This window comes from Streptomyces sp. NPDC043878, assembly GCF_056435735.1.
Window position 1 is genome coordinate 13597 of the sequence record NZ_JBWKDW010000012.1, and the last position, 19472, is coordinate 33068.

16 protein-coding genes are annotated in these 19472 nt (G+C 72.1%); 6 read left to right on the forward strand and 10 right to left on the reverse strand.

Going from position 1 to position 19472, the window contains the following annotated elements; all coding sequences use genetic code 11:
- Both AC07AZ_RS17950 and trhA read right to left on the reverse strand, forming a co-directional pair.
- Positions 1 to 1569, reverse strand: coding sequence for a DHA2 family efflux MFS transporter permease subunit (locus AC07AZ_RS17950; protein WP_478848727.1), 1569 nt, complete (start codon positions 1567 to 1569; stop codon positions 1 to 3).
- Positions 1570 to 1681: 112 nt separating this feature from the next.
- Positions 1682 to 2395 (reverse strand): PAQR family membrane homeostasis protein TrhA, encoded by a 714-nt coding sequence (gene trhA / locus AC07AZ_RS17955; RefSeq protein ID WP_478848729.1) that lies wholly within the window; start codon positions 2393 to 2395, stop codon positions 1682 to 1684.
- A gap of 338 nt (positions 2396 to 2733) precedes the next feature.
- On the opposite strand from trhA, the gene AC07AZ_RS17960 reads away from it, so the two are divergent.
- Positions 2734 to 4557 (forward strand): phosphoenolpyruvate carboxykinase (GTP), encoded by a 1824-nt coding sequence (locus tag AC07AZ_RS17960; protein WP_478848731.1) that lies wholly within the window; start codon positions 2734 to 2736, stop codon positions 4555 to 4557.
- Between the two features lie 258 nt (positions 4558 to 4815).
- Here the strand turns inward: AC07AZ_RS17960 and AC07AZ_RS17965 are convergent, their stop codons facing one another.
- The 6 genes from AC07AZ_RS17965 to AC07AZ_RS17990 all read right to left on the reverse strand — a co-directional run bounded on the left by AC07AZ_RS17965 (position 4816) and on the right by AC07AZ_RS17990 (position 11175).
- Complete coding sequence (locus AC07AZ_RS17965) at positions 4816 to 5418, reverse strand: hypothetical protein (RefSeq protein ID WP_478848733.1); 603 nt, start codon at positions 5416 to 5418, stop codon at positions 4816 to 4818.
- Positions 5405 to 6949 (reverse strand): vWA domain-containing protein, encoded by a 1545-nt coding sequence (locus AC07AZ_RS17970; protein WP_478848735.1) that lies wholly within the window; start codon positions 6947 to 6949, stop codon positions 5405 to 5407. The genes AC07AZ_RS17965 and AC07AZ_RS17970 overlap by 14 nt, the downstream gene beginning before the upstream one ends.
- Entirely contained in the window at positions 6946 to 8124 is a 1179-nt protein-coding gene (locus AC07AZ_RS17975) for a toxic anion resistance protein (protein WP_478848737.1), read from the reverse strand. The genes AC07AZ_RS17970 and AC07AZ_RS17975 overlap by 4 nt, the downstream gene beginning before the upstream one ends.
- A 15-nt stretch (positions 8125 to 8139) precedes the next feature.
- Entirely contained in the window at positions 8140 to 9216 is a 1077-nt protein-coding gene (locus AC07AZ_RS17980; protein WP_478848739.1) for a hypothetical protein, read from the reverse strand.
- Between the two features lie 250 nt (positions 9217 to 9466).
- Complete coding sequence (locus tag AC07AZ_RS17985) at positions 9467 to 9889, reverse strand: SCO4983 family protein (protein ID WP_478848741.1); 423 nt, start codon at positions 9887 to 9889, stop codon at positions 9467 to 9469.
- 74 nt (positions 9890 to 9963) lie between these two features.
- Positions 9964 to 11175 carry a pyridoxal phosphate-dependent aminotransferase gene (locus AC07AZ_RS17990; RefSeq protein WP_478848743.1) on the reverse strand — a complete coding sequence of 404 codons (1212 nt, stop codon included), beginning with the start codon at positions 11173 to 11175 and terminating at the stop codon, positions 9964 to 9966.
- 240 nt (positions 11176 to 11415) lie between these two features.
- Between AC07AZ_RS17990 and AC07AZ_RS17995 the strand changes: the two genes are divergently transcribed.
- A complete protein-coding gene (locus AC07AZ_RS17995) occupies positions 11416 to 12321 on the forward strand; it encodes a trypsin-like serine peptidase (RefSeq protein ID WP_478848745.1) in 906 nt (301 codons plus the stop codon).
- A gap of 36 nt (positions 12322 to 12357) precedes the next feature.
- Here the strand turns inward: AC07AZ_RS17995 and AC07AZ_RS18000 are convergent, their stop codons facing one another.
- Both AC07AZ_RS18000 and AC07AZ_RS18005 read right to left on the reverse strand, forming a co-directional pair.
- The gene (locus tag AC07AZ_RS18000; RefSeq protein ID WP_478848747.1) at positions 12358 to 13983 is read right to left on the reverse strand and encodes an N-acyl-D-amino-acid deacylase family protein; all 1626 of its coding nucleotides are present in this window, start codon (positions 13981 to 13983) and stop codon (positions 12358 to 12360) included.
- Between the two features lie 10 nt (positions 13984 to 13993).
- Complete coding sequence (locus AC07AZ_RS18005; RefSeq protein ID WP_478848749.1) at positions 13994 to 15334, reverse strand: amino acid deaminase; 1341 nt, start codon at positions 15332 to 15334, stop codon at positions 13994 to 13996.
- A gap of 142 nt (positions 15335 to 15476) precedes the next feature.
- On the opposite strand from AC07AZ_RS18005, the gene AC07AZ_RS18010 reads away from it, so the two are divergent.
- The 4 genes from AC07AZ_RS18010 to AC07AZ_RS18025 all read left to right on the forward strand — a co-directional run bounded on the left by AC07AZ_RS18010 (position 15477) and on the right by AC07AZ_RS18025 (position 19421).
- Positions 15477 to 16601 (forward strand): sugar kinase, encoded by a 1125-nt coding sequence (locus AC07AZ_RS18010; protein WP_478848751.1) that lies wholly within the window; start codon positions 15477 to 15479, stop codon positions 16599 to 16601.
- Positions 16598 to 17401, forward strand: coding sequence for an IclR family transcriptional regulator (locus AC07AZ_RS18015; protein ID WP_478848753.1), 804 nt, complete (start codon positions 16598 to 16600; stop codon positions 17399 to 17401). The genes AC07AZ_RS18010 and AC07AZ_RS18015 overlap by 4 nt, the downstream gene beginning before the upstream one ends.
- On the forward strand, positions 17398 to 17808 hold the full coding sequence (locus AC07AZ_RS18020) for a RidA family protein (RefSeq protein ID WP_478848754.1): 411 nt from the start codon (positions 17398 to 17400) through the stop codon (positions 17806 to 17808). The genes AC07AZ_RS18015 and AC07AZ_RS18020 overlap by 4 nt, the downstream gene beginning before the upstream one ends.
- 134 nt (positions 17809 to 17942) lie before the next feature.
- Positions 17943 to 19421 carry a GntP family permease gene (locus AC07AZ_RS18025; RefSeq protein ID WP_478848756.1) on the forward strand — a complete coding sequence of 493 codons (1479 nt, stop codon included), beginning with the start codon at positions 17943 to 17945 and terminating at the stop codon, positions 19419 to 19421.
- Positions 19422 to 19472: the final 51 nt, after the last annotated feature.

Here is a 19472-nt window from a genome sequence, read left to right on the forward strand (position 1 = left end):
TCATTGTCGGGCATCGGCGTCGGGGGCCGCCATGACCGGGGGTTCGGCCGGGTCGCCGGGCCGGGGTGCCGGGGCCCCCGGCAGGAAGGCGGCGGCCAGCAGCGCGGCGACGACCGCGGCGATCCCGCACACCAGCATGGCCAGCGTCATGCCGTGGACGTACGCGCTGTTCGCGGCGCTCACCAGCCGGGCGGAACCGGCCTGTTCGGCGACGAGGTGGGCGGCGACCACGGACTCCCCGGCGGTGTGGGCCGCCTCGGCGGGCAGCCCGGTGACGTCGAGCCGGTCGCGGTAGGCGCTCGCGAGCAGGCTGCCCAGCAGCGCGATGCCGATCGCCCCGCCGACCTGGCGCAGCGTCATCAGCAGCCCGGAGCCGCTGCCGGCGCGGTCGGCGGGCAGGGTGCCGAGGGCGCCGGCCATGGCGGGGACCACCGCGAAGCCGAAGCCGACCCCGGCGACCGACAGCCACAGCGCGGTGAAGCCGTACCCGGAGCCGGCCGTGGTACGGCTGCCGAGCAGCGCGGCGAACGCGAGGACCACCAGTCCGGCGCTGACCACCGCCCGGGCCCCGAACCGGTTGACGACCGGCTGCGCGGCCCTCGCCGCGACGATCAGGCCGCCCATCATGGGCAGCAGTCGCACACCGGTGCCGAGGGCGTCGTTGCCGAGGACGGCCTGGAGGTACGGCGGCAGGACGAACATCAGGCCGGACAGGACGAACATCACCAGGGTCGCCGCGAGGGTGTTGAACAGGAAGCCGCGGCGGGCGAGCAGGGTCATGTCGAGCATGGGGCGGACGGCCCGGCGCTCCCTCAGCACCAGCGCGCCGATCAGCGCCACGGCCGCGCCGGACATGCCGAGGACCAGGGGGTCGGTCCAGCCCCGGCCGGGGGCCTCGATGATCGCGTAGACGAGGGCGCCGAGCCCGGTCGCGGTGAGCGCGGTGGAGACGGCGTCGACCCGGGGGGAGGCCGGGTCCCGGGTCTCGGGCAGCAGGAACACGCAGGCGGCGACGCCGAGCGCGGCCATCGGGATGTTGATCAGAAAGACCGAGCCCCACCAGAAGTGGTTGAGCAGCCAGCCTCCGAGGATCGGCCCGAGCGGCAGTCCGAGGGTGGAGCCGGCGGACACGATGCCGACGGCCTTGGTGCGCTCCTCGGGTGCGAAGAGCGAGGGCAGGACGGAGAGCGCGAGCGGGGTGACGAGGGCCGCGCCGACGCCCATCACCGCGCGGGCCGCGACGACCCAGTTCACGTCGTCGGCGAGGGCGCCCAGCACCGAGCCCGCGAGGAAGACGCCGAGCCCGGTGATCAGCATGGCGCGCCGCCCGAACCGGTCGCCGAGCAGTCCGGCCGGGAGCATCAGGGCCGCGAAGACGACGACGTACGCGTCCGCCATCCACTGCTGCTCGCCGGTGCTCGCGCCGAGCTGCTCCGCCATCGTGGGCAGCGCGACGCTGAGGATCGTCGTGTCGAAGCCGATCACCAGCATGCTCGCGACCAGGGCCCCGAGGGCCCACCAGCGGCGTGGTTCGGGGCGCACGCCGACGCCTTGAGTGACAGTAGCCATGAAATGAGAGTAGCTATCAAAACATAGTCGCTGTCAATAGTGCGTCCTCCGGGCATGACGAAAACGGCCACGGCTCCCGAGCCGTGGCCGTTTTCGGAGGAGCTCCGTGGAGCTACGTGTTCTGGTACGCCACCAGGGAGATCCCGACGTAGTGCGCGACGAACGCGGCGACCGTGAGGGAGTGGAACACCTCGTGGAAACCGAACCACCGCGGGGACGGGTTGGGCCGCTTGAGCGCGTAGATGACACCGCCGGCGCTGTAGAGGAGCCCGCCGACGACCACCAGGACGAGCACGGCGACGCCGCCGGCGCGCATGAAGTCCGGCAGGAAGAAGACGGCCGCCCAGCCCATCGCGATGTAGCAGGGGGTGTAGAGCCAGCGCGGGGCGCCGACCCAGAGGACACGGAAGGCGATGCCCGCGAGGGCGGCGGCCCACACGCTCCACAGCAGCCACTGTCCCTTGCTGCCCGGCAGCAGGAGCATCGTGAGCGGGGTGTAGGTGCCGGCGATGATCAGGAAGATGTTGGCGTGGTCGAGCCGGCGCAGGACGCCGTCCATGCGCGGGTTCCAGTCGCCCCGGTGGTACAGGGCGCTGACGCCGAACAGCAGGCAGGCGGTCAGGGCGTAGATCCCGCAGGCGACCCGGGCGCGGGGTGAGCCGGCCAGGGCGGTCAGCGCCAGGCCCGCGACGAGGGCGGCCGGGAACATGCCGAGGTGCAGCCAGCCGCGGAGCTTGGGCTTGACCGGGTGTGGCAGGGAGAGCGCGACGGGGCCGCGGCCGGTGACCGGCGGGTCCAGGGGCGCGTCGGGGACGGGCGCAGTCATGCGGCTCATCGTACCTACGCAACCGTAGGTTACGGGGGTGTGGGTCCTGAGAACGGCCGGGAGTGGCGATCGTCTCACGGGGTTCGGTGTCCGGCATCTTGCGTAAAAGAACCTTCAGGCGAACTCAACGTGCACGCAAAGACACGGTCGGAAACACCATCGGGCGTGGCGATCCTCACGTCGCTCACCTGTGAGGCCCCCTGGACATATGGGCACTCGCGTCGCATGATCATATGAGTGCGGTCGGCACCGGATGAGCGCCAAGGTCTCCTCGAGAAGCATCCGGGCCGCAGCCCCCACGGGGCCTCCAACACAAAATCCCTCATTTAGGAGCAATCGTGGCGCGCGACATCGCGGCTCCCTCCACCGTTCCCACCCAGCACAAGGACCTGATCTCGTGGGTGAACGAGATCGCCGAACTGACGCAGCCGGACAGCGTGGTCTGGTGTGACGGATCCGAGGCGGAACACGAGCGACTGAGTGAGGAGCTCGTCCGCAAGGGCACCTTCAGGAAGCTCGACCCGATCAAGCGCCCCAACTCGTACTACGCCGCCTCCGACCCGACCGATGTCGCGCGGGTCGAGGACCGGACGTTCATCTGCTCCGAGAAGGAGCAGGACGCCGGCCCCACCAACCACTGGAAGGACCCCGCCGAGATGCGGGAGATCTTCACCGGTGAACAGGGCGTCTTCCGCGGCTCGATGCGCGGCCGGACGATGTACGTCGTCCCGTTCTGCATGGGCCCGCTCGGCTCGGACCTCTCGGCGATCGGCGTCGAGATCACCGACTCCGCCTACGTCGCCGTCTCCATGCGCACCATGACCCGCATGGGACAGCCCGTCCTGGACGAACTCGGCGACGACGGCTTCTTCGTGCGTGCCGTGCACACGCTCGGAGCGCCGCTGGCCGAGGGCGAGCAGGACGTGCCGTGGCCGTGCAACTCCACGAAGTACATCTCCCACTTCCCCGAGACCCGCGAGATCTGGTCCTACGGCTCCGGCTACGGCGGCAACGCCCTGCTCGGCAAGAAGTGCTACGCCCTGCGCATCGCGTCCGTCATGGCGCGCGACGAGGGCTGGCTCGCCGAGCACATGCTGATCCTGAAACTCACCCCGCCGCACGGCGAGTCGAAGTACGTCGCCGCCGCCTTCCCGAGCGCCTGCGGCAAGACGAACCTCGCGATGCTGGAGCCCACCGTCTCGGGCTGGACGGTCGAGACGATCGGCGACGACATCGCCTGGATGCGGTTCGGCGAGGACGGCCAGCTGTACGCGATCAACCCCGAGGCCGGTTTCTTCGGCGTCGCGCCCGGCACCGGTGAGCACACCAACGCCAACGCGATGAAGACGCTGTGGGGCAACTCCGTCTTCACCAACGTCGCCCTCACCGACGACAACGACGTCTGGTGGGAGGGCATGACGGAGGAGATCCCGGCCCACCTCACCGACTGGAAGGGCAACGACTGGACGCCGGAGTCCGGCACCCCGGCCGCCCACCCCAACGCCCGCTTCACCACTCCCGCCGCGCAGTGCCCGATCATCGCGCCCGAGTGGGAGGACCCGAAGGGCGTGCCGATCTCGGCGATCCTCTTCGGCGGCCGCCGCGCCAGCGCCGTCCCCCTGGTGACGGAGTCCTTCGACTGGAACCACGGCGTCTTCCTCGGCGCCAACGTGGCCTCGGAGAAGACCGCCGCCGCCGAGGGCAAGGTCGGCGAGCTGCGCCGCGACCCCTTCGCGATGCTGCCGTTCTGCGGCTACAACATGGGCGACTACATGGGTCACTGGGTCGACGTCGCCAAGGGCAAGGACCAGTCGAAGCTCCCGAAGATCTACTACGTCAACTGGTTCCGCAAGAACGACGAGGGCAAGTTCGTCTGGCCCGGCTTCGGCGAGAACAGCCGCGTCCTGAAGTGGATCGTCGAGCGCCTCGACGGGAAGGCCGAGGGCGTCGAGACCCCCATCGGCATCCTGCCGGCCAAGGAGGCCCTGGACACCAAGGGCCTGGATCTGGCCGACTCGGACCTGGAGTTCCTGCTCACCGTGGACAAGGAGGTCTGGCGCGAGGAGGCCGCCCTGATCCCCGAGCACCTCAACACCTTCGGCGACCACACCCCCAAGGAGCTGTGGGACGAGTACCGCGCGCTCGTGGAGCGCCTGGGCTGAGCCCACCGCCCCGAAGACTCCGCGGCCGGTCACCGAGTGCGCCCTGACCAGCACGTCGTCCCGGCCGGCCGCGGCGCAGCACCCCCGTACCGGAGTACGCCGAGCCCGCTCGGCCCCCGTACCGGCGAGGCCCCGCACAACGGCGTGCGGGGTCACGGGCCCGCCGTCACCTCGCGTCCCCGCCCCGGGACCCGGGACGACGGCGGGCCCTCGCCCGTGTCCAGCAGCCCGCCCGCCCCGGCGTCTCCCGGTGGACGCTCACTTCGAGCGGTCCTCCAGATACCGCGTGTGCGACTCCTGCCGCCGTGCCTCCGCCTCCCGCAGGTCGGCCGCCAGCCGTCCGGCCTCCTCGTGCAGCAGACCGAGCTGGCGCTCCAGATGCCGTTCCGGCGGCTCCTGGCCCGGCGTGAGCCGCGACCACCACCGCGTCCGTACGAAGGTGTCGACCGCCTCCGGCACGTCCTGCCGCACGGTCCGGGCCAGCGTGTGCACGCCCTCGGCGTCCTGGGCCAGCGCCTCCGCGACCCAGCCGGGGTCGAGCAACGCGGCCAGCAGCTCCGTCAGTTCGGACAGCCGGCCGGCCGCCGCGGGCGGCAGCTCGATGTCCGCGAGATAGGCGCCCAGCTTCCCGAAGTCGTCCCGCACCGCCTCCAGCTGGGCCGACGCGTCGGGAAAGGCGGGAGGCGGCAACCGCTCCGGCGGGGCGACCAGCGCGCCCGCCCCGTACAGCCCGGCGACGACGACCGGCCAGTACGGGCCCGCCACTCCCGCGAACGTCAGCGCCAGGCCGGCCAGCCCGCACGCTCCCCCGGTCAGGTTCTTGCGGGACTCCAGGTACGCCAGCGCCCTACTGGTAGCCACGGATCTCCTCGAAGGCGCCGTCCAGCGAGCCCTTCCGGGCGTCGAAGAGGCGGCCGCCGGTCAGGTCGGCGATGTGCTCCAGTTCCGCCCGGTCGGAGTCGCCGAAGAGGATGGGGAACACCGGGATCTCCCGCTGCGCACCGGACAGCCCGCGGTAGAAGCCGTCGAAGTCCGCCGCCTTCGCGCCCACGGTGTTCTCGCCGTCCGTCATCAGCACGATGGAGGTGAACGCGTCCCGGCCGGCGCCCAGATGGCCGTAGGCCTTCTCCAGCGAGGTGTAGATCGCGGTGTCGCCGTCGGCGGTCAGGGCCCTGGTGTCCGCGCGGACCGCGTCGAGCCCCCGCCGCGGGTCGGCGGGTTCGACGACATGCGTCCGCACGCTCTTGACCTGCGATCCGAACGGCATCAGCGTCACCTCCTCCCGGTCGCGGAAGTCACCGGTGAGACCGCTGAGCGCGCTCTTGAGGCGGGCCAGCCGGTCGCCCTCCATCGAGCCGGAGGTGTCGAGCACGTACACGGTGCGCGACGGGCGGCGCAGCTCGTTCTCGTACGAGTCGAGCAGGCCGTCGGCGACCGAACGCCTCCCGGGGAAGGGCAGTTCACGGCGCCGGCCGGTGTCGAGGCCGGCCGCGGGCGGCACGGAGGCGACGACCGGGCGGCGGTGGGTGCGGGTGGTGATCAGCCGCTGGACGGCGTCCGTGCGCAGGGCGCCGGTGAGGCGGCGGACCTCCGCGCGGGTCGCCGGATCGGTCGAGGCGAGCGAGGACAGCGGGTAGTCGGCGGTGACGACACCGTCGCGGGGGCGGATCACGGTGAGGCCCGGGATGCCCTTGAGCACGGACTCGTAGTTCAGCAGCGCGTCGACGTTCCCGCGCCTCCGGTAGGCGGTGGCCAGCCAGCCCGACGAACCCGAGGTCAGCTTCTGCCCCTTGAAGAACTCCTTCAGCCGGGGCGTGGCCTTCGCGACGTCCGCGTCCGTCAGCGCGGACTGGGCGCCGGAGAGGGCCGAGGCGACCGAGACGAGCGCGGAGAAGCCGGAGTTGGAGCGGGCCGGGTCGGTCATGCCGTAGGTGAGTCTCCCGTCCTGGACCGCCTGCTCGACCTGCGACCAGGTGACGTCCTCCGGCTTCCAGCCGAGGGACCGCACGGTGGCGTCCCGGACACCGACGGCGACCGGGCTCGACATCACGGGCGTCTCCGACACCACCTTCCGCGCCGCGTCGGGACGCAGCCGGAGGTAGTCGTTCGACGACAGCCACACGGCGTCGTACCGCCCGTCGGCCCTGCCCCTCGCCAGCAGGTCCACGGCGTCCAGGGTGCCCAGGTAGGTGGGGCGGACCGTGATGCCGGTGTCCTCGCGGACCCGGTCGAGGACCGGTGCCATGTCGCTGAGCTCGCTGGACGCGAGGACGCGCAGGGTGCCGGGCTCGGGGCCGGTACCGGGCGCGCCGTCCGGGGTCCGGCCGTGGCTCGTCGTGCACCCGCTCAGCAGGGCGGCCGCCGCGACGAGCACGGCCAGTCGGCGTCTCACGCGAGGCCCCCTTCGAGCGCGCCCTGCGACCGGCTGCGTTCCAGGTAGGTGCTCGCGTGCTGGAGCTCCGACGTCAGGGACTCCACGGTCGCCGCCATGGCCTCCGTCGCCTGCACCTTGTAGGTGTCGATGGCGTCGAGGGTGCGGTAGATCTGCTGGAAGGCGGCCCTGAGGGTGTCCGCGCCGACCGCCGGGTCGGCGGCGATCCGCTGGATCTCCCCGCTCTGCGTGGCGAGCATCTCCGCGTTCCCGCGGATGAGGTCCTCGGTCGTCCCGCGCAGGGCGTTGACCTGGTCGACCACCTTGCGCTGGTTGTCGAGCGCGGAGGCCAGCATCACGGAGATGCGCAGCGCCGACACCGTGGTCGTGGCGGCCCGGTCGACGCCCTTGATCAGCTCGTCGTTGTTACGCCGTACGACGTCCATGGCGAGGTAGCCCTGGGCGCACACCGCGAGTTGGGTCAGCAGGTCCTGGTGCTTCTGCCGGACCGGGAAGAGGACGTCCGCGCGCAGGGTGTCGGCCTGCGCCGGATCACTCGCCCCGACGTCGCCGACGTGCTGCTCGACGGCGGCATCCAGGGCCTCGGTCAGCACGACGTACTCCTGGAGCTTGCCCATGGTCTCCCACAGGCGGACCCGCTCGGTCTGCAGGGCGGCGTTGTCCCGGCGCAGTTCGTCCTGCCCGCCGCGCAGCGAGCCCACGATCGTGTTGAGGGTGCCCTGCGAGGAGGCGTACCGGGCGACGTGGTCGCGCAGCCTGTTGCCGCCGGGCAGCCGGGACAGGAACCTGCGGCCCTTGTTCGCGGGCAGGTCGCGCGGGTCCAGGTCCTCGACCACCCGCCGCAGCTCCACGAGCGAACCCGCCACCTGCGCCTGGGCGTCACCGCCCTTGCTCGGCAGGCTGCGCACGGCCCGTTCCAGCATGCGGTTGGACTGCGCGCCGGCGGTGCGCATCTCCCCGGCGCCGAGGCCGGTGATCTCGCCGACCTTCCCCGCGAACTCGGGGGAGCGGGCGTCGAGGGAGGCGAGGGACTCCACGTAGGCGGCGGCCCTGTGCGCCATGTCCTGCCGGACGCCGTCGGCGACGGGGACGAGCCCGCCGGCCCGCTCCCGCGGCACGGGCGTGACGGCCTCGGGCGGAGTGAGCGTGAAGTCGTCGTTGTCGGTTGTGCTCATGCGGTGCTTCCCCCTTTATCCGCGCGCCCGTCGCGCCAGCTCGCGCAGCACCTTCGAGGTGGGCACGGGCGCCTGGCGGACGCCGGTCAGTTCCTGCTTGAGATAGCCGGTGCGGCCCGCGTTGGCCGCGGCGAACTCGGCGACGTCGTCCTGCGGCCGGAAGCCGTGCCGGACCACCAGCTTGCGCAACGTCGGGTCACTGCCGAGGAGTTCGCCCAGCGCGCGGCCGTTCTCGGTGAGCGGCACCACGGTGTGGTCGCTGTTGACGGTGGTGTCCGGGTAGAGGACCACCAGGTCGCCGGGGCTGGCCTGCTCGCGCAGCAGGGTGGTGACCTGCGACTCGTAGACGAGGACGAGCGGGTTGCCGGCGCCGCTGACGAAGTCCCGGAAGGCGGCGTCCGTGCTGGACTGCTGGGCGCCCTGGACGCTGACCAGCTTGCGCATCAGGGGTGTGGCGCGGTCGACGTCGGCGTCACCGGCGGCCACCCGGCCGCCGCCCGCGACGTAGGAGGCGGCGGCGAGATACAGGGCGCCGGAGTTGGAGGTCTCCGGGTCGGTGCTGGAGATGTACAGCGTGCCGGTCAACTCCCCGTACTTCCCGGCGCCCTTGAGCTGCTGCCAGGTCCGGTCGCGGCGGGCCGCGTCGAGGTAGGCGGACATCCTCAGCGTGCCGCGGTGGGCCGCGTCGAGCGTGGCCAGGCCGTTGCCGGCGAGCACCTCGGCGGCGCCGCGCCGGGCGACCACCACGAGGGGCGAGTAGAAGGGGCGGGGCAGGGTGCCCCGGACCCCGTACCGCGCGGCGAGTTCGGCGGCCGGCGCCTGACTGGAGGGGAAGGCGAGGTCGTAGCCCTTGAGGTCCAGTCCCTCCATGGCCCAGGAGCCGGAGGTCTCGGCCTTGACGGTGTAGCCCTTGGCGGCGAGGGCCTTCACCACGTCGGGATCGGCGAAGAACTCCGCCTTCTCCGATCCGATCACCATGTGCACGGTCTTCGTTGCCGTGCTCTTGTCCTCGTTGCCGCGGCCTGCGACGACGGCGGCCACCACGCCACCGACCAGCAGTACCGCGAGGACGATTCCTGCGATTCGTCTCACACCGGGAGCGTGCTCGCGGAACCCCACGTTCCCGGGTGGGTCGGGTGAACGGGGGGTGAAGGGGGCGCCCCGGAATGCAACGGGAACACGGGATTCCCCATACGGCCGGACAGGGCACGGCGGTGGGGGCGCGGCGTGGGTGTCGGCGCCGTGGGTGTCGGTGCCGTGGCGCCGGGTTTTCGTGGCGCCCGGTCCGCGCGTCGCTGCGGGTGCACGCGGACCGGGGCCGTCGGGGGGAGCCGTCGGCGGCTCAGTGGGTCGCGACCTCGCGGGGTTCGAGGGCCGCGGTGTGCGCGTCCATCCGTTCGGCGGCCAGGATCGCGGCCGCCGTGTCGGCGCGGGAGGCGGCGACGACCAGCGCGCGGCCCGCGAGCGTGTGCGCCCGCCGGTTCAGGGCCGCCAGGCGGGGCGGCGCGGCAGCGGCGCTCATCGAGGCGCGGGCCGGGGTGCGTCCCCTGCGCAACCGTGTGACCTGGGTGGCGAGCCGCTCCGCGGCGGCGTCCAGGCCGTCGGAGGGGGCAAGGGCGCGCAGCTCGTCCGTGACGGCGAGCAGGGCCGCGAGATGGCCGGCGAGCTGGATGTCCAGCTCCTCCTCGCGGGTGCGGTGCGGGAAGTCGGACGTGGTGCCGGCCATCGTGCTGTGGACCGACTTGGTGCGGATCGGCTCGTACATGGGATGGCCTCCTGTGCTGTCAGGAAACCATCCTAGCTTGGATTTCGTCTAAAGTTGAGTCGTGCGCTGAAGAGTCAGGGCTGGCTGTAGCCGTCCAGGAAGGTCCCGATCCGGGTGACCGCGTCCCGCAGGTCCCCGACCGTCGGCAGGGTCACCACCCGGAAGTGGTCGGGTTCCGGCCAGTTGAAGCCGGTGCCCTGGACGACCATGATCTTCTCCTGGCGCAGCAGGTCCAGGACCATCCGGCGGTCGTCCCTGACCTTGAAGACCTGCGGGTCCAGGCGCGGGAAGAGGTACAGCGCCCCCTTCGGCTTCACGCAGGTCACCCCGGGGATCTGGGTCAGCAGCTCGTGCGCCACGTCCCGCTGCTCGCGCAGCCGCCCGCCCGGCAGCACCAGGTCCTGGATGGTCTGCCGGCCGCTCAGGGCGGCGACCACTCCGTGCTGTCCGGGCATGTTCGCGCACAGGCGCATGTTCGCCAGGATCGTCAGGCCCTCGATGTAGGAGTCGGCGTGCGCGCGCGGCCCGGAGATCGCCATCCAGCCCACCCGGTAGCCGGCCACCCGGTACGCCTTCGACATGCCGTTGAAGGTGAGGGTCAGCAGGTCCGGGGCGACCTTCGCGGTCGGGGTGTGCGTGGCGTCGTCGTAGAGGATCTTGTCGTAGATCTCGTCCGAGCAGACCAGCAGGTTGTGCCGGCGCGCGATGTCGGTCAGTCCCCGGAGCATCGCCTCGTCGTACACCGCGCCCGTCGGGTTGTTCGGGTTGATGATGACGATCGCCTTGGTGCGGTCGGTGACCTTCCGCTCGACGTCGGCGAGGTCGGGCATCCAGTCGGACTGCTCGTCGCAGCGGTAGTGGACGGCCGTGCCGCCGGACAGGGACACGGCGGCGGTCCACAGCGGGTAGTCGGGCGCCGGTACGAGGACCTCGTCGCCGTCGTCCAGCAGGCCCTGCATCGCCATGACGATCAGCTCGGAGACGCCGTTGCCGATGAACACGTGCTCGACGTCCGTCTCGATGCCGAGGGTCTGGTTGTGCATGACCACGGCCCGGCGCGCCGCCAGCAGGCCCTTCGCGTCGCCGTAGCCGTGCGCCGACGACACGTTGCGGAGGATGTCCTCCAGGATCTCGGGCGGGCACTCGAAGCCGAACGCCGCCGGGTTGCCGGTGTTCAGCTTGAGGATCCGATGCCCGGCAGCCTCCAGCCGCATCGCCTCCTCGAGCACCGGGCCCCGGATCTCGTAACAGACGTTGGCGAGCTTGGTCGACTGGATCACCTGCATGTCTGGGAGCTTACGGCCCGGTAACGCCCCGTGGGCCGTGTTTTCCACCACGTGAGACGCGTCGTTTTGAGCGGATTTCCCCGCGGGCCCTCACGGCGTACGCGTACGGGCCCGCGCGCGGCCGGAAACAGCTCCTTGCCCGCCCAACCCCTGGCGATCACAATGCGCATGACAAGCGATGCACATGACAAGACGGCCGGAAGATCTCCGGTCGTCCCTGTCGTCAGAGGGGACCCCCACATGAAGAAGCCTCTCCTTGCCGCGCTCGCGGCCCTGGTGATCACAGGGGCGGGCATGGCACCCGCGGTCGCCGCCACCGGGCAGGCCGCACCTGCCGGGCAGGCCGCGCTCACCGGGAAGGCCGCACCCGCTGGCAAGGCTGCACCCGCCGGGAAGGCGTCGCCGACGCTCCAGGCCGTCAACTTCGCCGGCACCGTCTCGCTCAGCAACTGCTCGGGCTCCGTGATCCGCTTCCCCAACTCCGCGGACACCGCCCCGGCACTCGTCCTCAGCAACGGCCACTGCCTGGAGACCGGCTTCCCCGACCCCGGCGAGGTGATCGTCGGCCAGTCCTCCACCCGCACCTTCGGCCTGCTGAACTCCGCCGCCACCCGGGTCGGCACCCTGCGCGCCAACAAGGTCGTCTACTCGACGATGACCGACACGGACGTGACGATCTACCAGCTCAACACCACCTACGCGGCGATCAGAAGCACGTACGGCATCAGCGCGCTCACCGTGCAGGACACGCACCCGACGGCCGGCACCGCCATCACGGTCGCCTCCGGCTACTGGAAGCGGCTCTACAGCTGCAACGTCGACGGGTTCGCGTACCGCCTCAAGGAGGGCGACTGGACCTGGAAGGACTCCCTCCGCTACACCTCCGCCTGCCAGACCATCGGCGGCACCTCCGGCTCGCCGGTCATCGACAACGCCACCGGCAAGGTCGTCGCCGTCAACAACACCGGCAACGAGGACGGCGAGACCTGCACCGAGAACAACCCCTGCGAGGTCGACGCCAACGGCAAGGTCACCGTCCGCCAGGGCATCAACTACGCCGAGGAGACCTACCAGATCCCGGCCTGCTTCACGACCGCCAACGTGCTCAACCTGAACGCGAGCGGCTGCGTCCTGCCCAAGCCGTAGCTCCGAGGGGGTGGGCGGCGCGGAGGACCCGGGCGGTCACACGGGTGTCCGGCGGACCGCCCGCCCCGCCAGTACGTCCGTGCGCCGCCCGTCCTCGATCGTGAACCGGCCGTCGACCAGGACGTACGGGATGCCCGTCGGCGGCGTGCGCGGCCGTTCGAAGGTGGAGCCCGCCGCCACCGTCCGCGGGTCGAACAGGACGAGGTCCGCGCGGTGGCCCTCGCGGATCGTGCCCCGGTCCGGCAGGCGCAGCCGGGCCGCCGGGCGTGAGGTGAGGTGGGCGACGCACTCCTCCAGGGACAGCAGGCCCAGCTCCCGCACGTAGTGGCCGAGGTAGCGCGGGAAGGTCCCGTACGCGCGCGGGTGCGGCTTGGCGCCCTGGAGGATGCCGTCGGAGCCGCCGGTGTGGACGGGGTGCCGCATGATCGCCCGCACGTTCTCCTCGTGGCCCACGTGCTGGAGGATTGTCGGGCCGAGCCGGTCCGCGACCAGCAGGTGGCGGGCGGTCTCCCAGGGGGTTTCACCCCGCAGCCGGGCCGACTCCAGCACCGTGCGGCCGACGAACGCGCCGAGGGCGGGGTCGCTCACCCCGGAGACCTCGACGGTGCCCCAGTCGACGGGCACGCCGTGGCAGCCGTCGGCGCCCACCACCTCCAGGTCGTGCCGCAGGCGCCCGGCGCTCTCCTCGTCCGTCAGCCGCCGCAGGATCTCCCGCGGGCCGCCCTCGCTCGCCCAGCTCGGCAGCAGCGCCACAAGCGTGGTGCAGCCGGGGGTGTAGGGGTAGGTGTCGAGGGTGATGTCGGCGCCGGCCGCCAGTGCCCGGTCCAGCAGCGACAGCAGCTCGGGGGCCCGGTCCCTGTTCACGCCGAAGTTCATGGTGGCGTGGGCGAGGTGCAGCGGGCAGCCGGCCGCCCGGGCCAGGTCCACCATCTCCTCGTACGCCTCCAGCGCGCCGGCGCCGTAGGAGCGGTGGTGGGGACAGTAGTAGCCGCCGTACCGCGCCACCACCCGGCACAGTTCGGTGAGTTCGGCGTCCTCGGCGTACATGCCGGGCGTGTACGTCAGCCCCGAGGACAGGCCCACCGCGCCCTGCTCCAGGCCCTCCGCGACCAACTGCCGCATCCGGTCCAGCTCCTCGGGGGTCGCCCGGCGGTCCTCCCAGCCGACGGCGAGCGCGCGGACCGTGCCCTGCGGGACGAGGTAGGCCGCGTTCACCGCGATGCCCTGTCCGTCGACCCCGCGGTCCAGCCGGTCCAGGTACTCGCCGACCGAACGCCAGTCGAAGTCGATGTCGTCGCCGTACCCGTTCCAGCCGGTGATCGCCCGGCGCACCTCGGCGAGCGTACGGTCGTCGACCGGCGCGTACGACAGCCCGTCCTGGCCGAGGACCTCCAGCGTGACGCCCTGCGCCGCCTTCGCGCTGTGGTCGGGGTCGCGCAGCAGGGCCAGATCGCTGTGGGCGTGCATGTCGATGAAGCCGGGGGACAGGACGAGTCCCTCCGCGTCCAGCTCCCGGCGGGCCCGGGGGCGCTGGCAGCCCGCCGCGGCGGCCTCCTGGACGATGCCGGTGATCCGGCCGCCGTCGACGACCACGTCGGCGCGGTACGACGGCGCTCCGGTGCCGTCCACGACGTCCGCGTCCCGGATGACGAGCTCTTCCACGTCCGGCCTCCTAGAAGAACGTGCGGATGTAGTCGACCACCGTGCCGTCCGCCTCGGCCACCGGGATCAGCTGCCACTTGTCGAAGGACGTGCACGGGTGGGACAGACCCATGCCGAGCCAGTCGCCGACCTCCAGGTCCGCCCCGGGTTCCGTGCGCAGCCAGGCGTGCTGGTCCGACAGGCCGGTCACCGAGATGCCGGTGGCCGGGCGCTCGACGCCGTCCCGGCGGACCACCTGCGCGAAGGGCAGGTCGAGGTCGTACGCCGCGTCCCGCTTGCCCGCGTTCACGAACGCCTGCTCGGCGGACGGCCGGGACACCACCTGCGCCCAGAGACGGAACGCCGGCTCCAGCGCGCCCTCCTCGGGGACCCGGGTGAACGGGGTGAGCTTGCGGTAGTGGCCGTCGTCGTGCGAGACGTAGGCGCCCGAGCGCAGCAACTTCAGCACCGGCAGGGACAGTTCGGGGATCTCGGCGAACACGTCCGCCACCGCGTCGAACCAGGCGCTGCCGCCCGCGCTCACCACGATCTCCTCCAGGCCCGCGAAGCGCCCCGCCCGGTCGAACGCGACGGCCAGCGCGACGAGTTGCCGGAGCCAGGCGTGCACGCGCTCCGGGTCGGCCCGCGGGACCTCGCCCTCGTAGCCCGCCACGCCGGCCAGGCGCAGGGTGCGCGTGGCGGCGACCGCGTCCGCGACGGCCGCGCACTCCGCCTCGCCGCGGACCCCGGTGCGGGCGCCCTCTCCCGCGGCCAGCTCGATCACGACGTCCAGCGGGCGCGCGGCCCCGCGCAGCGCCGCGTCCATCAGCTGCACCCCGCGCACGGAGTCGACGTAGCAGACGAACCGGAAGCCGGGGTCGGCGTCGAGGTCGGCGGAGATCCGGCGCAGGGCCGCCGGGTCCACCAGTTCGTTGGCGAGGAACACCCGCCGTACCCCGAACGCCCGCGCCACCCACACCTGGTGGGGCACCGCGAGCGTGATGCCCCAGGCACCACGCTCGATCTGGCGGTGGAACAGCCGCGGGGCCATGGAGGTCTTGCCGTGCGGCGCGAAGGCGAGGCGGTGCCGGGCCGCGTACGTCTCCATCAGCGCCAGGTTGTGCTCCAGGCGCTCGGCGGACAGCGTGAGGACGGGGGTGGTGAAGCCGCCGGTGAACAGGTCGCGCCGCTGGGCGGCCAGCTCGCCGACCGTCAGACCGTGGGCGTCCGGCGGGAGTCCCTTGAAGCGGTGGTCCACGCGTTCGCCGGCGAGAGCGGCCAGGGCGTCGGGGGTGCCGGGGGTGTCGGGGGCGTCGGGGGCTTCGGCGGGCCGGAGGGATTCGGTGCCGGTGACGCCGGTGTCGCGGGCCATGAAGCCTCCTGATCTGGCGCGTTGCGTTCTCTGCAACGTCCGTTGCGTGTATCGCTTACCGCTGTCTAACATCTCGGCCAGCACGGGGTCAACGAAACCGCCGCCACCCGCACGCGCACCGAACCGAGGAGCCCCGACGACCGTGACCGCCACCGGACCCCGCAGCGCCCCCGACGTCGTGGACGTCGTCGCGCTCGGCGAGTCCATGGTCACCTTCCTGCCCTCCCGCCCGGGCCGCCTCGCCGACGTCCCCTCCTTCGACCGTGCCATCGGCGGCGCCGAGTCCAACGTGGCCTGCGTGCTGGCCGCGGCGGGACACTCGGCGCGCTGGGTGAGCAGGGTCGGCGCCGACGGCTTCGGCGACCACCTGATCGAGACGATCGGGTCCTACGGCGTCGACGTCACCTCCGTACCCCGCGACCCCTCCCGCCCGACCGGCGTCTACTTCCGTACGGCGGGGGACCGGGCCACCGACGCCCACGAGGTGGCCTACTACCGCGCCGGTTCGGCGGCCTCCGCCATGACGGCCGGCAACGTCGACCTGGCGGCGGTACGGGCCGGACGGGTGCTGCACCTGTCGGGGATCACCGCGGCGCTGTCCGGGGAGTGCGCCGGCCTCATGTGGGAGCTGACGGAGCCCGGACCGGACCGGCCGCTCGTCTCCTTCGACGTCAACTTCCGTCCGGGGCTGTGGCCGGACCCCGACGACGCCCGCGTCCTGCTCGAACTGGCCCGGCGGGCCGACGTCGTGTTCGTCGGGGCCGACGAGGCGCGGACCGCCTGGGGCCTGCACGGCGCCCGCGCCATCACCGACGCGCTGCCCGAACCGGACGTTCTCGTGGTCAAACAGGGCAGCGGCGGAGCCGTCGCGTTCGCCAAGGACGCCGAACGCACGGGGGGCGTCGAGCGCGCGGGGGGCGTCGAGCGCGCGGAGGATGCCGAGCGCGCGGAGGATGCCGACGGCACCGCCACCTTCGTCCCCGCCCTCCGCGTCGACGTCGTCGCAGCCGTCGGCGCCGGGGACGCCTTCGCGGCCGGGTTCCTCTCCGCCACCCTGCGCGGACTGCCCGTCCGCGACCGCCTCCGGCACGGCCACCTCGCGGCCGCCGCCGCCCTCACCGCCCCCGGCGACCTCGCCGCGCCCCCCGCCCGCGACCACGCCGACCGGCTGGTCGCCCTGGACGACACCGCGTGGGGGAGACTTCGACTCGGTCCCGGCTGGACACAGCCGACGGGCCGGGCCGACCAGGAGGTACGCACGCCATGAGCCAGACCGTCGACCGCGCGCTCAGCATCCTGCCGCTGCTCGCCGAGGGCCCCGCCGACCTCGGGCAGGTCGCCGACCGCCTCGGCGTCCACAAGTCCACGGCCCTGCGGCTGCTGCGCACCCTCCACGAGCACGGCCTGGTCTACCGCCAGTCCGACCAGCGCTACCGTCTCGGCGCCCGCCTCATCGCGCTCGCCCAGGAGGCGATGGAGAACCTCGACATCCGCGAGATCGCGCACCCCCACCTCGTACGCCTCAACGAGAGCTGCGGCCACACCGTGCACCTCGCCGTCCTGGAGGACGACGAGGTGCTCTACATCGACAAGGTCGAGAGCCGCTATCCCGTGCGCATGTACTCGCGGATCGGGAAGCCGGTGGCCATCACCGTCGCGGCCGTCGCGAAACTGCTCCTCGCGGACCTGCCCGAGGGCGAGCGCCGGGTCCGCGCGGAGCACCTGGAGTACCCGTTGTACACGGCCCGCTCGACACCCAACGCGCTCGCTTTCCTACGGGAGTTGGACAAGGTGCGCGAACAGGGCTGGGCCACCGACCTGGGCGGCCACGAGGAGTCCATCAACTGCGTCGCGGCGCCGATCCGCGGAGCCGACGGCCGGGTCACCGCCGCGATGTCGGTCTCCGCCCCCAACGTCGTCGTCACCGCCGACGAACTCCTCACCCTGCTCCCGCTGGTGCGCCGGACCGCCGACGCCGTCAGCGCCGAGTACTCCGGCAGAACGCCCGTACCGGCCCCGGACCGGAACAGCACGGACCGGAACACCCCAGACAGGGACACCGAATGACCGAGAAGACCGCCCTCACCCCCAGCACCCACACCACCCCGCCCGCGAAGTTCTCGCACGGCGTGCGGAAGGGCAACATCCTCCAAGTCGCCGGTCAGGTCGGCTTCCTGCCGGCCGAGGAGGGCAAGCCGCCGACGCCCGCCGGCCCCACCCTGCGCGAGCAGACCCTCCAGACCCTCGCCAACGTCCGGGCGATCCTGGAGGAAGGCGGCGCGAGCTGGGACGACGTGATGATGATCCGCGTCTACCTGACCGACGTGGACCACTTCGCCGAGATGAACGACCTCTACAACACCTACTTCGAGGAGCAGGCGCTCACCGCGCCGCCCGCGGCCCGTACGACGGTCTACGTCGGCCTGCCCGCCGGCCTCCTCATCGAGATCGACGCACTCGCCGTCCTCGGCTGACCGCCCGGTGAGCTGACGCTCCCGGACCACCCCGAACCCCCCGCACGCCGTACACGGCACGGCGCTTCCCGGAGCGCCGTGCCGCGATCCCCCCTGCCCGAAAGCTCCATGCACCCACGCAGAGGACCCCCCGAATGCCCCTTGCGCTCGCGGCCTCCACCCCCGCCGAAACCCCACCCCACACCGGAGGTCTGCTCCTGCTCCTCGACGGTACGGCCGGACTGCTGACCGTCGCCGCCATCGGCATAGCCCTCCTCCTCTTCCTGATCATCAAGGTGAGACTCCAGCCGTTCGTCGCGCTGCTCGCCGTCTCCATAACCGTCGGCCTGCTGGCCGGCCTGTCCGTCACCGAACTCTTCGGCACGGTCCAGCGCTCGGACGCCGTCTCCACCATCGAGACCGGCATGGGCGGCATCCTCGGCCACGTCGCGATCATCATCGGTCTCGGCACCATGCTCGGCGCGATCCTCGAAGTCAGCGGCGGCGCCGAGGTGTTGGCGTCCCGGCTCCTGAACCTCTTCGGCGAGAAGCGCGCCCCGCTCGCCATGGGCCTCACCGGCCTCATCTTCGGCATCCCGGTCTTCTTCGACGTCGGCATCTTCGTCCTCGCCCCGATCGTCTACGCGGCCGCGAAGCGCTCCGGCAAGTCGATCCTGCTCTACTGCCTGCCGCTGCTCGCCGGCCTGTCGATGACCCACGCCTTCCTGCCGCCGCACCCGGGCCCGGTGGCCGCCGCCGGCCTCCTGCACGTCCAGCTCGGCTGGGTCATCCTCATGGGCGTCGTCTGCGGCATCCCGGCGGTCCTGGCCGCCTGGGCGTACGCGGCCTGGGTCGGCCGGCGCGTCTTCGTGGCCGTACCGCAGGACATGGTGGAAGCCGCCGCCGAGGCCAAGCAGGCCGTCATCGACGAGCAGCGCGCCTCGGGGGTCGAGCCGCGGGAGAAGCCGGTGCCGCTCGCTACGGTCCTCGGCATCATCGGTACGCCGCTGATCCTGATCCTCGCGGCCACCTTCTCCTCGATCGCCCTCGACCCCTCCACCGGCCGCTCGGTGATCGAGTTCTTCGGCCACCCCTTCGTGGCCCTGACCATCGCCCTGCTGCTCGCCTACTACCTGCTGGGCATCCGCCGCGGCTGGTCGCGCAGGTCCCTGGAGACGGTCTCGACGGCCTCCCTCAAGCCGGTCGGCAACATCCTGCTGGTCGTCGGCGCGGGCGGGATCTTCGGCGCCGTCCTCAAGGCGAGCGGGGTCGCCCAGGCACTCTCCGACACCTTCAACGACGTCGGCCTGCCGGTGATCGTGCTGGCGTACCTGATCTCCCTGGTGCTGCGGGTCGCCCAGGGCTCGGCGACGGTCGCGATCGTCACGACGGCGGGGATCGTGGCGCCCCTGCTCGCGGAGGGGGACCACTCCCAGGCGTTCGTGGCACTCGTCATCATGGCCATCTCGGCGGGCTCCATCTTCGCCTCGCACGTCAACGACGGCGGCTTCTGGATGGTCGCCAAGTACTTCGGCATCAGCGAACGGGACACGCTCAGGACTTGGACGGTCCTGGAGAGCGTCCTGTCGGTCGCGGGCTTCGCGATGGCGGCCGTGCTGAGCCTGTTCGTGTAGGCGTCTGATAACGAAGTGGGGGGCTGGCTGTGCCCGGCACAGGATCTTCGA